Origin of the sequence: Streptomyces sp. NBC_00442 (assembly GCF_036014195.1) — a bacterium.
Lineage (GTDB): Bacteria > Actinomycetota > Actinomycetes > Streptomycetales > Streptomycetaceae > Streptomyces.
Genome location: NZ_CP107918.1, coordinates 7,250,439 through 7,262,797, shown reverse-complemented (window position 1 = coordinate 7,262,797; position 12,359 = coordinate 7,250,439). Strand labels below are relative to the sequence as shown.

Here is a 12,359-nt window from a genome sequence, read left to right as displayed (position 1 = left end):
TTGCCGCCGAAAGACCGTCAAGGAAGTCCTGAGATCTCAAAGTGGCCTGCGGGCAGTAGCGGTTTCCATGGGCTTGCCACCAGCGGCGGATGAAGGCGACGGCGAAGGCTGTGGTGCCTGTCGGTGCCGACGCTCACCCGGCCGGTGTTCGCGGCGATGCCGTAGATCCCGTACGGGGTCGCCTTGCCCGGTCCTTGCCGGTCCAGGAAGTCATGTTCTTGACCTGGGCCGGGGCTCCCTGCGGCTGCCGCTCACGGCCGCCGTCCTGGTGAACCGGCCGAGCAACGGCGAGGTGCGGCCGCTCAGCCCGTTCAGATGTCGCGGTTCTTGACCGCCTGCAACAGGGTGTACATCGCGTCGTCCAGTTGGTGCTGCTGCCGTTGGGACAGCCCGGACAGCAGCGCGGCCTCGTTGGCGGCATGGTCACTCATGGCCGCTTCGACGGTCGCCATGCCCTTGTCGGTGAGTGTCACCAGGAAGCTGCGGCGATCCTCGGGGTCCAACCGCCGGTGGATCAGGCCGGCCCGGTCGAGCCGGTCGAGGCGGTTGGTCATCGCTGCCCGTGACAGCATCAGTTGCTCAGACAGTCCCGATGGGGTCACCACGTAGGGCGGCCCGGACCGGCGGATCGCGGCCAGCACGTCGAACTCTCCGTTTCGCAGGCCGTGGCGGGCGAAAACGTCGTCAAAGGAACGGTTCATGACGGCGGCGAACCTCGTCACCCGCGCCAGGACCTCGACCGGCCACAAGTCCAGGTCGGACCGCTCGCGCCGCCACTGCTCGATCACTTTGTCGACCTCATCGTTCTCACGCATGCCGCCATCATACTGTTTGACGAGAGATAGTTCGACGTCTTACTATCCATACATCGAACTACACGCGTTCCGCATACCTGGAGGTCCTCATGCGTAAGATCATCGCGAGCCTGTTCGTGTCCCTCGACGGCGTGGCCGAGGCTCCCGGCACCTGGCACTTCCCCTACTTCAACGACGAGATGGGCAACGCCGTCGGCGCGGCCATGGCCGAGTCCGACGCCATGCTGCTCGGCCGCGTCCAGTACCAGCAGTTCGCGGCTTTCTGGCCCTCCAGTGAGGACGAGTTCGCCGGCTTCATGAACAGCCAGAAGAAGTACGTCGTCACCAACACCCTGACCGAGGCAACCTGGAACAACACCGAGATCATCAGCGGCGACGTGCTCGCGGGGCTCCAGGCGCTCAAGAACTCCGAGGGCAAGGACATCGCCGTGACCGGCAGCCTCACCCTCGTGCGATCACTGCTCACCGCTGGACTGCTCGACCAGTTGCAACTGTTCGTCCACCCGATCGTGCTCGGCAAGGGCGCCCGGTGGTTCGACGACCTCGACACCGTGGAACTGCGACTGGCATCGGCCCAGACCTTCTCCACCGGAGTGATCCACCAGACCTACACGCAGGCCTCCTGACCACCTCCGCCGGCCCGCGGCCAGCTGTCAGGTCGCGACCGTGGCGGCCAAAGATCATCACTCTGACCTCGTGCTTGCCGGCATCCAGGTCTTGGCCTGCTGTTCGCCTCCTGGACCACCCCGATCCCAACCCCACGGAGCAGCACCATGTCACTCATCGTCGCGGACTTCGCCGAATCCGTTGTCGTACGCGGCGGCGAAGCCGAGGTCATCGGCCAGGGCCCCACCACGATCCGCCTGCTGGCCGACAGCAGTTCCACGGGCGGCGCCCTGTCCACCCAACGGGTCACCCTCACCGACGGAGCCGACGGTGCCAGACCCCACCACCACGCCAACGCCGCCGAACTGTTCTACATGCTCGACGGCACGGCCCAACTGCTGTCCGGCGACCGGATCGTCACCGCACAGACCGGCGACCTGGTCGTCGTACCACCCGGAACAGCCCACGCCTTCGCCGCCGCCCCCGGCCACAACGCCGACATCCTCATCGTCATCACCCCCGGCGTGGAACGCTTCGAATACTTCCGCCACCTGGAACGCATCGCCCACGGCAAGGTCCCACCGGAAAGCCTGCCGGAGGTCCAGGAACTCTACGACACCTACTTCCACAACAGCGCCGCCTGGAACACCCTTCGGCCAAGGCCTGGAACGTGAAGCGGCAAAGAGAATCAGCTGCAGAACACAGAGGTGGGGAGGCTGGTCGCTCACCGCGGACGCGCCACCGCCGTACGCACCACCCATGCTCCCAACCGTACGCATCCACTGAGCCTGGCTGGCATCGGCCTCTGGCCGATGACTGGCTTCGCTACCGCGACAGTCACCCAAGGCTGAGCAGGACGTCGCACCCCTGCAGGGGAAATCGCATCTGCCTCATGGGTCGAGACGATCAACTCCATCCGCTGCCTGGGGTCGTGTTCTGTGACTCAGTTGGCCTGGAGATGCTGCGTCCTGCCCCATCTCCGGCAGGACTTCGACGAGCGCTTCGCCTTCGGCCTGGAGGCCGTTCTGTCCCGCATTCCCGACTGACGGCGCCGGAGGCATCCGGACGCCCCACCCACAACGGCACCTCCGTGCACCGCACGGGGCCGGAATGTCCGGCCCCGTGCGTGCCGGAGCCTAGGGAGTGGGCACCGGCGCCACTCGATCGTCGGCCTCGACAGCCGGGCCCCGCTTCAGGAGGGTCCCCACCGCGTAGGCTCCCGGTCCGAGACAGGCGATCAGCAGGAACGCCCAGCAGAACTGGACGGCCGGCTCTCCCCCGTTGCCGATCGGGAGCAATGCGTTCGCCTGATGGACGCTGAAATAGGCGTAGGCCATGGAACCGGAGCAGATGACGGCAGCAGTACGGGTGAACAGGCCCAGGGCCACCAGGAGTCCGCCTGCCAACTCGATGAGAGCCGCCCACCATCCGGGCCACTGCAGGAGGGGGACGGTACCGCCACCGTGGGCACCGCCGAGGACGCCGAACAAGGACGCGGCACCATGACAGGCGAACAGGAATCCTGTCACCAGGCGGAACGCGGCCTGCACCACCGGGCCGGCGCTAGGTATGTTCATCGGGCGCGAGACGTTCATGGGGGGTTGCTCCTCGATTCGGGGAAGCCCGGCGACAGACCGAGACATCCATCATGAGCACGACAAGTCATGATGGACGCGATCCGCTCGCCCGCACCAGCCGCTCAAACCTCTGAATCCCCTCTGAATCCGAGATCGCGAGCACAACTCCCTTTACGCTCGCGACCCCCTTCCGGAAAACATGCGCAATTCGTTCCGCGACGCACATAATTGATGGCTCGTCAATTCATCGGCCGCCGTCGGCACCGATCACTTCCACGACAAAGCCCGGCGCGGCACGTTCGGCCGCGGCGCCGGGCTGCGGCGACTGGCGAGCCGCGGCCACGGGCCGCACGGTCCGTGCGAGCAGGTCACCGACCGTCCCGGTCTCCCCCGTCCAGCCGGCCGGGGCCAGGAAGGGGCAGCGCGAACCACACGGCCTTGCCCTCCTGGGTGGGCACCGTCCCCCAGGACGCGGCCAGTTGGTCGAGCAGGGCCAGCCCACGCCCCGACTCTTCGTCGAGCTCCGCGGTCCTGGCCTGGGGCAGCACCGGGCTGCCGTCGCACACCTCGATGTTGAGCTCGTCCCTGGCCCTGCGCAGTCGCAGGCGCAGGGGGTCGCAGGCGTGGCGAACCGAATTGGAGAGCAGTTCGGACGCGAGCAGGCAGGCGGTGTCGATCAGGTCATCGCACTCCCAGTCCTGCAAGGTCCGACGCAGGAAGCGGCGCCCCTCCCCCACGCTGATCGGCCGCGCCGGCAGATCGGCGGAAACCGCGGTCATCGGCGCGGGAGGGATGCGGGCGAGCAGCAACGTCACGTCATCGGCGTAGTCCTGGGGATCGGGCAGAAGGGCACCGAGCACGGAGTCCGCCGCCCGCTCCAGGCACGGCGCGTCGGCAATGGCCTTCTCCAGTGCGATGGCGAGAGCATCGATCTGCGCTTCGATGTCGCTGGTGGGGGTCTCCACCAGGCCGTCGGTGTAGAGGGCCAGCACCGAGGCGGGTGGCACCGTAAGCCTCGTCTCCTGGTGAGGGACCTCGCCGACCCCCAGCGGCACGCTGACGGGGACCGGGAGTCTTCGTACGTGTCCGGTGGGATCGACGAGCAGCACCGGCAGGTGGCCGGCTGAACACACGGTCAGGGCGCTCTCGTCCGGATCGAGGATCAGGTAACAGCAGGTGACGAGCTGGTCGGGAAGCTCACTGACGACCGCGTCGAGAGCCCGCATCAGCTGCCAGGGCGGCATACCGGTCTTGGCCAGGGCGTGTGAGGCCGAGCGCAGTTGTCCCATGACGGCCGCCGCCTCCAGGCCGCGGCCCATGACGTCGCCGATCAGGACCCCGACCCGGCCGCCGCCGAGGGCGATCAGGTCGAACCAGTCCCCTCCTACCCCCAGGCCCTGCCGTGCGGGGAAGTAGCGGCTTGAGGTGTCGATGCCGGAGAGCGGGGCGGGTGAGCCCATCAGGCTGCGTTGCAGTGTCAGGGCGACGTGGCGCTGCTGTTCGTAGAGTTCGGCGAGCTGGGCCTCCGCCTTCTTGCGCTCGCTGACGTCGCGGATGGCCGCGGACACCAGCGTCCCGTCCGGCGTTTCCAGCGGGCTGAGGCTGATCTCGACCGGGAACTCGACCCCGTCCCGGCGCAACCCGTACAGATCCAGGCCGGCACCCATGGGGCGCACGCGTCGGTTGTCGACATAACCGTGGCGGTGGGACGGATGGTGATGGTGGAACCGCTGGGGGACCAGGACTTCGACCTGGCGTCCCAGGAGTTCTTCCCGCTGATAGCCGAAGAGGGCCTCGGTCTGCGCGTTGACCAGTTGGATGGTTCCGGCGTCGTCCACGATCACGATGGCATCCGGAGCGGCTTCCAGCAGGGCACGGAACCGCGCCTCGGCCGCCTTGCGCTCGCTGACGTCGCGCACCGCGGCGGAGATCAACAACCCGTCCGGGGTCTGCAACGGGCTGATGCTGATCTCGACGGGGAACTCGGCTCCGTCGCGGCGCAGTCCGTACAGTTCGAGGTCCGCGCCCATGGGCCGGACCTGTTGGTTGGCGGAATAGCCCATGCGGTGGCCCGGATGGTGCGCTCGAAAGCGCTGCGGGACCAAGACCTCGATGGGGCGGCCGAGCAGTTCGTCCCGGGGATAGCCGAACAACGTCTCCGTCTGCGCGTTGACCAGCCGGATCACACCGGCGTCGTCCACGATCACCATGGCGTCTGGAGCCGCCTCCAGCAGGGCGCGGAAAGGCTCCTGGGTCACGGAAATCATGCGGGATGGTGCTCTGTCATTGCCCGGTTCCATGGCGCATTTCAGCATCCTTCGAGGCCTGCGCGAGGGGCTTGTCGCGAATTCTCCGTTTCTGATGTATTCGGCGCCCGCAATGAGGCCGCCCACCCCGGAGGTCCTGGCGCGGATGCGCGGGGACCGTCCAGCCCCCTGAGTGGACCGGTCGGCCCTCCCCGCACGCGCCGCTCGGGACGGAAACTCGAAACAGACGCGAAGGAGGCCACCATGAGCGCCCAATCCCGGACACGGATCACAGCCACCTTGTCGAACGAACACCGGGCCCGCCTGATGCGACTCGCCAAGGAAGTGGACTTTCCCGCCGGGACACGCCTGTTCAACGAGGGCGGTCGCGCCGACCGCTTCTGGATCGTGCGCTCGGGCATCGTCGCGCTGGACGTCCATGTGCCCGGCAGGCAGCCTGCCGTGGTGGACCGCCTCGACCGCGATGAACTGGTCGGCTGGTCCTGGCTGTTCCGTCCCCACCTCTGGCATCTGGGTGCCGAAGCACGGACCCCCCTGCGTACCTACGAGTTCGACGCGGTGGCCGTGCGCATGATGATGGACGCCGATCCCGCCTTCAGCGCCGACGTCGGTCACTGGGTGGGCCAGGTCCTCGCCCGGCGTCTCACCTCCGCCAGGATCCGGCTGCTGGACAGCTTCGCCCCCTACGGCAGCGGTAGCACGCGGTGAAGGCTCCCCGGCCGCCCCGGATTCACAGGGAGTTGTCGATGTCAACGTTTCAGTACACCGTCAGCGACGTCATGACCCACACGGCCGTGGCGGTGGGCCGCAGGGCCTCCTACAAGGAGATCGTCGAGGTGTTGCACCAGTGGAAGGTGAGCGCCGTACCGGTATTGGAGGGGGAAGGCCGTGTCGTGGGCGTGGTGTCGGAGGCCGACCTGCTGGTGAAGGAGCAGTTCCGGCATGCCGAGCCGGCCCCCGCGGAGCGACGGGACGAAGCCGCCAAGGCCGGGGCAGTCCTCGCGGAGGACCTCATGTCCAGCCCGGCCGTCACCGTCCATCCGGCCGCCACGGTCTCCGAAGCCGCGCGCATCATGGCCCGCAAGGGCGTCAAACGACTTCCCGTGGTCAATGACATCGGGATGCTGGAAGGCGTGGTCAGCCGGGGCGACCTGCTGAAGGTGTTCCTGCGGCCGGACGAGGAGATCCGGAGCGAGATCCATGACTCCGTCCTCGGCGAACCGAGACCGCCGGCGCCTGTCGAGTGCTCGGTCGAGGAAGGCGTCGTCACCCTCCGGTTCGGCCGCCGGGGCGGCGGAGCTTTCGTGCCTCTGCTGGCGCGTGCCGTCCTCGCCGTGGAGGGCGTGGTCGACGTGCGCATGCAACGGGAAGGAACGGAGGTCACGACCTCCTGAAGCGCGCTCCCCGGCGGCTCTTGCGACAATCCGGCTCGGCGGGTGTTTTCCCCGGAGTGCTGGGACAATTCAGGTGGGACCCCGAGACGACCCAGGGGCACGGATGTCCGAGACACCAGCAGAATCCGCCGAGGTACCCGTCCGGGTGTTCCTCCTCGACGACCACGAGGTCGTTCGGCGCGGCCTGCACGACCTCCTTGACTCCGAACCCGGAATCGAAGTGATCGGCGAGGCGTCGACGGCCGAGCAGGCACTGGCCCGGGGCCCGGCTCTGCGACCGGACGTCGCGGTGCTGGACGTTCGGCTGCCCGACGGTGACGGCATCACCGTGTGCCGCGAGCTGCGCTCCCGCATGCCGGATCTCGCCTGCCTCATGCTCACGTCCTTCGACGACGAGGACGCCCTGCTCGACGCGATCATGGCAGGGGCCGCAGGGTACGTGCTGAAGGAGATCAATGGGAGCGACCTGATCTCCGCCGTACGCGCGGTGGCGACCGGTCGGTCCATGCTCGATCCGGCAACCACTGCCCGCCTGATGCATTCGCTCCGGGATCCCGAGGCCGACAAGCCTCCCCGGGACCAACGCCTCGCCGCGCTGTCCGAGCGGGAGCGTTCCGTGCTCCAGCTCATCGGCGAGGGCCTCACCAATCGGCAGATCGCGGGGCGCCTCTACCTGTCCGAGAAGACGGTCAAGAACCACATCTCCCGGCTGCTCTCCAAGCTGGGCGTCGAACGCCGCGTCCAGGCGGCTGTGATCGCGGCCCAGGTACACGGGCACGACGAAACGTCACTCTGACGTTTGCGCCTCACCCCGGCCGCCCGTCGGGTTCGACCGGAACCCGCCACGCCAGCCGGGTGCCGCTCCCGCCCGCGTACGGCGCGATCGTCAGCTCGCCCTCCAGTCGCTCGGCACGCTCAGCGAGGTTGCGCAGCCCGCTGCGTCGGCCGGTTTCCCCGAGACCGATCCCGTCGTCCCCCACGACGACTGTCAGCACGCGCTCGGCGAGGGTGATGGTCACCTCCGCGCGCGTGGCACGGGCGTGCCGGGCCACATTGGTGAGCGCCTCGCCGATCACTGCCACGACATCGTCCGCAACCCTGTGCGGTACATCCGTGTCGATCAGCCCTTCGACACGCAGGGCCGGGGTGAACCCCAGCACCGCGGCGGCCGCGCCGACGGCCCGCGCGACACGCAGTCGCAGCTTGTCCTCCGCTCCACTCTCCCCGTGCTCCCTGAGCCCGAAGATGGTCGAGCGGATGATCTTGATGGTGGCGTCCAAGTCGTCGATCGCCCGCGTGAGCCGCTCCGCGGCCAGGGGATGTTCCACGAGCCGCTGCATGCTCTGGAGGGTCATGCCGGTGGCGAACAGCCGCTGGATGGCCAGGTCGTGCAGATCGCGGGCGATCCGTTCGTGGTCCTCCAGCAGACTCATCTGCTCGGCATCACGGCGTCGGTCGGCCAGCTCCAGGGCCAAGGCCGCCTGGCCTGCGAACCCCGCCAGCGGCTCGACCTCGGCCGCCGCGAACGGCGGTCGCCCGGAGCGCCTCGCCAGAATCAGCACGCCACTCGACTTCTCCTTGGTCCCGACGATGACCGCCACCGCCGGGCCGAACCCCTTCCAACTGTCGCGCTGTACCGTGACGCGCTCGTCCGTGGCCACATCGGCAACCGTGACCAGACCCTTTTCCGTGCCGGCCGCGGCGGACGCGAGTGTCCCCTCGCTGCTCGGCAGCACGATGCCCTGGTGTGCCTCTGCCCCCTCGCCCAGTGCCAACGACCCGCGCAGTTCACCGCTCGGCCCTACGAGGTAGAAGACGCACAGCTCGGCCTGCGTGATGTCGCTGGCCCGCGCCAGCATGCCTTCCAGGACGGCGCTTTCACCGGAGCCGGACAACAGCGCACTGGTGAAGTCGGAGTTCGCCTGCTGCCAGCGTTCCCTGAGCCGCACTTCCTCGAAGAGGCGGGCGTTCTCGATCGCGATGCCGGCGGCCACGGCCAAGGTGGACAGGAGGGCCTCGTCCTCCGCACCGAAGTCCGCGCCACCCCTCTTCTCGGTCAGGTACAGGTTGCCGAACACCTCGTCGCGGACCCTGATCGGAACTCCGAGGAAGGTGTGCATCGGCGGATGGTGCTCGGGGAAGCCGGCCGAGGCGGGATGCTCGGACAGCTCCGCGAGTCGAAGGGGTTCCGGGTGCCGGATCAGCTCACCCAGCAGCCCGTGCCCGGACGGCAGGTCACCGATCCGTACCCGCTGCTCGTCACTGACCCCGACCGGCAGGAATTCAGCCAGCTTCTTGTCGGTTCCGATGACGCCGAGGGCGCAGTACTCCGCGTCAACCAAGATGACAGCCGCCTCGGCGATGCCTCGCAGTACCTGTGCGAGGTCGAGTTCACGTCCCACCGACATGACGGCTTCCAGCAGGCCGTTCAGCCGGTCACGGGTGCCTCTCACGTCGTCGATACGGGCCTGGAGTTCGTCCAGGAGTTCGTCGAGTCTCAAGCTCGGAACCCCGTTTCGGGCCGAAGCCCCACCCTCCCCGGCCATGGATACCTCCGACGTCGAGGGCGGCAGCACACACTGCTCACTCCCACCGTAGGCCTCGCTCGGTGCGGCTTCACGTCGGCAACCGCCTCATCGCGGCGCGGTCGGCGTCGTGATCACTGGGCAGTGCGCACGGTGCAGCAGCCCGTGAACGACAGATCCGAGGCGCATGCCCGTGTAGCCGCCGTTGCCCCGGCGACCCACGATCAGGGCCAGCGCGTGCTCGGCGGCCTGTGCGAGCACCTCGACGGGATGTCCGGCGGACACCTCGTGGGTGAGCGCGACGTCCGGGTACTGCTCGGACCAGCCCGCTACGGCTTCCGAGAGCATGCGCCGCTGCGCTTGGCGGGCAGCGGCGTCCTCCTGGAACGAGAAGGCCGGGGCGTGCCATACGGAGATGGCCCGCAGCGCACAGCCGCGCAGGCTCGCCTCTCGGAAGGCCAGGTCGATGGCCGCCTTGGAAGGCTCGCTGCCGTCGACGCCCACCACGAGATGGGCGGACTCCTGGGTGACGTGCTCCGCGTCGCCGACCACCACGACGGGGCATTGCGCCCGTGCGGTGACGGGGAGCACCACGGCACCGTCGTCGAGAGCCTCGTGCACCCTGCTCAGGTGGCGTGATCCCAGGATCACCATGCGGGCATGCCGGGACAGCTTGCACAGCACGGGTGCTGGGGCGCCGGCCAGAAGGTCGAGCGTGAGTTCCACATCGGGGTGGCGCGCGTCCGCCCACACAGCTGCCTTCTTCAGCGCATCCTTGCCCGCGTGTTGAAGGGCAGCCTGGTGCGGGCCGTCGTCGACGTGCTGGGTGTCGTGGCGGAGCGGCACAGCGGTTACCAGCCGGAGCCGGACCTTGCGGCGGTTGGCTTCGTCCACTGCCCAGGCGAGGGCCAATTCGCCAGTGCCGGTCGGGTCGATGCCGACGACGAGGTCGCGCCCCTCCGCGATGTCCGTCACGACGAGCTCCCGTGTCGCGGCTTGTGCCGGGGGACCAGCTCCACGGGGCAGTGAGCGTGGTGGATGAGGGTGTGCGTCACACGTCCGAGGGTCGGTCCGATGTATCCGGGCGACCGCCTGCCTCCCATCACCAGGAGATCGGCGTGGTGCGAGGCTTCGATCAGGACGGCCGCCACCGACATGCTCGATTCGGCATCGACGTGGACGGTCAGCTCGGGGAACTCGTCCCGGATCACGTCGGCGACCGCCGCCACGCTGCCCATACGGCCCTGGGCGATGTCGTCCATGCCGTCGAGCATGGTCGCGACGCTCCCGACGGATTGCAGGACGTTCCACACGTGGAGAATCCGCAGCGCCGACTTGCGTGCGTCGGCTGTGCGGGCGGCGTGCCGGGCGCAGACCAGGTCGTGCTCGTCACGGACGGCGACCAGCACCGTGTTGGTCTCGGCCGCGGCCGTGCCCCGCACCACTATCACGGCTGTGCCGGCACCTGCCGCGACCTTCAGCCCGACCGAGCCGAGCAGCAGCGACGTGAATCCGCCGAGGCCGCGATGGCCGACCACGAGGACGCCGTCGCCCGGCACCGCCGCGTGGAGGCTTGCCGCAGGGGCACTGTGGCTGAGCTCTGTGGTGACCGGCAGGCCGCGGTGGCGCTCCTCGACGGCCGCAGCGGTGCCGTCGAGCAGCTCGCGTCCCTCGCCGCTGATGCGGAGAACGTCGCTCTCGTGGAGGAACGCCTCGCGGCCGTCGGTGTCCGTCGCATGGACGAGGCGCAGGGGGCGCCCGCGCCGTACGGCCTCGTCGGCCGCCCAGAGCGCGGCCGTGCGGGCCTGCTGCGAACCGTCGATTCCCACCACTACAGGGCCGGGCTCCGGCCCCCTCGTGAAGTCCTTCATGGCCTCTCCTCTCCCAGTGCCGAGCGAGGTTGTTCTTCACGCTGGCACCGGGAGACGTCCGTGCGAGAGGGCCGCAAGGGGCGGCCCCGGGACCAAAGGTCCCTTCCGGCTCCCAGCGCCCCTCACTCCCGCCCCTTCCGTGGCCCGGTCGGCCCCAGCACGGACCCGTTCGGCCCTCGGTGGGCCCCGGGTCGCCGGTGGATGGTGACTGCTGAGGGGTGCCGTGCAGCTGTCACCGCGCCCCGGTCGCTCCGCACAGACAGGATGGTCCCGTGCTCACACCACATCTGGACACGACGTCCGTGATCTCTCTGGTCGAGGACGCCGTCACAGCGCCTTCCATGCACAATGCCCAGCCGTGGAAGTTCCTCCACCGGCCCGGCACACGCACGGTCGAACTGCACGGCGATCCCGAGCGGACCATGCCCCACAGCGATCCCGAGGGGCGGTCCCTGCATCTGGGCTGCGCGGCCGCGCTCCTCAACCTGAGGGTCGGCGCGGCGAACGCCGGATGGGAGCCGGTCACGCGGCTGCTGCCCTCCCCCGACGACCCCTGGCACCTGGCGGACGTGGAACTCCGCGAACCGGCTCGGCCGGACGACGGCCTCTCCCCGCTGTATCCCGCGATACGCCGGCGTCACACGAGCCGCTTCCCGTTCACGGACGAGAAGATCCCGGGGGCCGTCCTCGACGGACTCCGGGCCGCGGCCCTCATGGAGGGCGCCCGCCTGCTCGTCCCCGACCTGTGGCACACCGAAGTCGTACTCGGCCTGGTCCGGGATTCGGAGCAGTACGAGTCCGGTGATCCGGCTGTCCGGGAAGAGACGGCGCGCTGGACGGTGCCGGACGCCACGGCCTACGGGCGCAGCGACGGCATCCCCGCGTACGCGTACGGCCCGCGCCCCCAGTACCCCGGCACGCCGGTACGGGATTTCAGCGGCTGGCGACCCGGTACCGACCGCCCGACCGCTCCGTTCGAGCAGCACCCCCAGATCGCGATTCTGGGCACGCCGGACGACACTCCCTCGGACTGGCTCCGCGCCGGACAGGCCCTGCAGCGCGTTCTGCTCCAGGCAACCCTGGACGGCCTCGTGGCTTCCATGACCACGCAGCCCCTCGAATGGCCGGAGCTGCGGTGGGCGGTACGCGATCCGGGCTCCACGATGGGTCACGTCCACATGATCATCCGCCTCGGCTACGGCCCCGCGGGGCCGGCCACTCCCCGTCGGCCTGTGACCGAGGTGCTGGACATCGCGTGACGTGACGGGTCATGCCCCCGTCGGCGGCCCTCGCCGACCGAGCGT

The 12,359-nt window shown here is 69.0% G+C and carries 12 protein-coding genes and 1 pseudogene; 6 read left to right on the top strand and 7 right to left on the bottom strand.

All coding sequences use genetic code 11. The annotated features are described in order from the left end of the window. Positions 1-43 precede the first annotated feature (43 nt). Together OG432_RS32660 and OG432_RS32655 are read right to left on the bottom strand one after the other, a co-directional pair. Positions 44-268: pseudogene (locus tag OG432_RS32660) on the bottom strand (ISAzo13-like element transposase-related protein); the annotation flags it as partial. 43 nt (positions 269-311) lie between these two features. After that, complete coding sequence (locus tag OG432_RS32655; RefSeq protein ID WP_328314564.1) at positions 312-815, bottom strand: MarR family winged helix-turn-helix transcriptional regulator; 504 nt, start codon at positions 813-815, stop codon at positions 312-314. An 89-nt stretch (positions 816-904) separates the two neighbouring features. Here OG432_RS32655 and OG432_RS32650 point away from each other — a divergent pair, with 89 nt between their 5' ends. Together OG432_RS32650 and OG432_RS32645 are read left to right on the top strand one after the other, a co-directional pair. After that, positions 905-1,441, top strand: coding sequence for a dihydrofolate reductase family protein (locus OG432_RS32650; protein ID WP_328314563.1), 537 nt, complete (start codon positions 905-907; stop codon positions 1,439-1,441). Between the two features lie 147 nt (positions 1,442-1,588). Continuing rightward, the gene (locus OG432_RS32645) at positions 1,589-2,095 is read left to right on the top strand and encodes a cupin domain-containing protein (protein ID WP_328314562.1); all 507 of its coding nucleotides are present in this window, start codon (positions 1,589-1,591) and stop codon (positions 2,093-2,095) included. Positions 2,096-2,557: 462 nt separating this feature from the next. Here OG432_RS32645 and OG432_RS32640 read toward each other — a convergent pair whose 3' ends face one another. Together OG432_RS32640 and OG432_RS32635 are read right to left on the bottom strand one after the other, a co-directional pair. After that, positions 2,558-3,016 carry a DoxX family protein gene (locus OG432_RS32640; RefSeq protein WP_328314561.1) on the bottom strand — a complete coding sequence of 153 codons (459 nt, stop codon included), beginning with the start codon at positions 3,014-3,016 and terminating at the stop codon, positions 2,558-2,560. 350 nt (positions 3,017-3,366) lie between these two features. After that, positions 3,367-5,265 carry a PAS domain S-box protein gene (locus OG432_RS32635; RefSeq protein WP_443058505.1) on the bottom strand — a complete coding sequence of 633 codons (1,899 nt, stop codon included), beginning with the start codon at positions 5,263-5,265 and terminating at the stop codon, positions 3,367-3,369. A gap of 243 nt (positions 5,266-5,508) precedes the next feature. Here OG432_RS32635 and OG432_RS32630 point away from each other — a divergent pair, with 243 nt between their 5' ends. The 3 genes from OG432_RS32630 to OG432_RS32620 all read left to right on the top strand — a co-directional run bounded on the left by OG432_RS32630 (position 5,509) and on the right by OG432_RS32620 (position 7,455). Beyond that, the gene (locus OG432_RS32630; RefSeq protein ID WP_328314559.1) at positions 5,509-5,973 is read left to right on the top strand and encodes a Crp/Fnr family transcriptional regulator; all 465 of its coding nucleotides are present in this window, start codon (positions 5,509-5,511) and stop codon (positions 5,971-5,973) included. 38 nt (positions 5,974-6,011) lie between these two features. Next, the gene (locus OG432_RS32625) at positions 6,012-6,659 is read left to right on the top strand and encodes a CBS domain-containing protein (protein WP_328314558.1); all 648 of its coding nucleotides are present in this window, start codon (positions 6,012-6,014) and stop codon (positions 6,657-6,659) included. 103 nt (positions 6,660-6,762) lie between these two features. After that, complete coding sequence (locus OG432_RS32620) at positions 6,763-7,455, top strand: response regulator transcription factor (protein ID WP_328314557.1); 693 nt, start codon at positions 6,763-6,765, stop codon at positions 7,453-7,455. A 10-nt stretch (positions 7,456-7,465) separates the two neighbouring features. Here the strand turns inward: OG432_RS32620 and OG432_RS32615 are convergent, their stop codons facing one another. The 3 genes from OG432_RS32615 to OG432_RS32605 all read right to left on the bottom strand — a co-directional run bounded on the left by OG432_RS32615 (position 7,466) and on the right by OG432_RS32605 (position 11,055). Further along, positions 7,466-9,205, bottom strand: a complete 1,740-nt coding sequence (locus OG432_RS32615; protein ID WP_328314556.1) for a sensor histidine kinase — start codon at positions 9,203-9,205, stop codon at positions 7,466-7,468. Positions 9,206-9,292: 87 nt separating this feature from the next. After that, on the bottom strand, positions 9,293-10,159 hold the full coding sequence (locus OG432_RS32610; RefSeq protein WP_328314555.1) for a universal stress protein: 867 nt from the start codon (positions 10,157-10,159) through the stop codon (positions 9,293-9,295). Next, positions 10,156-11,055 carry a universal stress protein gene (locus OG432_RS32605; RefSeq protein ID WP_328314554.1) on the bottom strand — a complete coding sequence of 300 codons (900 nt, stop codon included), beginning with the start codon at positions 11,053-11,055 and terminating at the stop codon, positions 10,156-10,158. The genes OG432_RS32610 and OG432_RS32605 overlap by 4 nt, the downstream gene beginning before the upstream one ends. 272 nt (positions 11,056-11,327) lie before the next feature. On the opposite strand from OG432_RS32605, the gene OG432_RS32600 reads away from it, so the two are divergent. Next, the gene (locus OG432_RS32600; protein ID WP_328314553.1) at positions 11,328-12,314 is read left to right on the top strand and encodes an Acg family FMN-binding oxidoreductase; all 987 of its coding nucleotides are present in this window, start codon (positions 11,328-11,330) and stop codon (positions 12,312-12,314) included. The last annotated feature ends 45 nt before the right edge of the window (positions 12,315-12,359 follow it).

Bases quoted from the DNA above. Each gene is read 5' to 3' on its own strand.
- OG432_RS32655 (WP_328314564.1), bottom strand. From the start codon at position 815: ATGCGTGAGAACGATGAGGTCGACAAAGTGATCGAGCAGTGGCGGCGC.
- OG432_RS32650 (WP_328314563.1), top strand. From the start codon at position 905: ATGCGTAAGATCATCGCGAGCCTGTTCGTGTCCCTCGACGGCGTGGCC.
- OG432_RS32645 (WP_328314562.1), top strand. From the start codon at position 1,589: ATGTCACTCATCGTCGCGGACTTCGCCGAATCCGTTGTCGTACGCGGC.
- OG432_RS32640 (WP_328314561.1), bottom strand. From the start codon at position 3,016: ATGAACGTCTCGCGCCCGATGAACATACCTAGCGCCGGCCCGGTGGTG.
- OG432_RS32635 (WP_443058505.1), bottom strand. From the start codon at position 5,265: ATGATTTCCGTGACCCAGGAGCCTTTCCGCGCCCTGCTGGAGGCGGCT.
- OG432_RS32630 (WP_328314559.1), top strand. From the start codon at position 5,509: ATGAGCGCCCAATCCCGGACACGGATCACAGCCACCTTGTCGAACGAA.
- OG432_RS32625 (WP_328314558.1), top strand. From the start codon at position 6,012: ATGTCAACGTTTCAGTACACCGTCAGCGACGTCATGACCCACACGGCC.
- OG432_RS32620 (WP_328314557.1), top strand. From the start codon at position 6,763: ATGTCCGAGACACCAGCAGAATCCGCCGAGGTACCCGTCCGGGTGTTC.
- OG432_RS32615 (WP_328314556.1), bottom strand. From the start codon at position 9,205: ATGGCCGGGGAGGGTGGGGCTTCGGCCCGAAACGGGGTTCCGAGCTTG.
- OG432_RS32605 (WP_328314554.1), bottom strand. From the start codon at position 11,055: ATGAAGGACTTCACGAGGGGGCCGGAGCCCGGCCCTGTAGTGGTGGGA.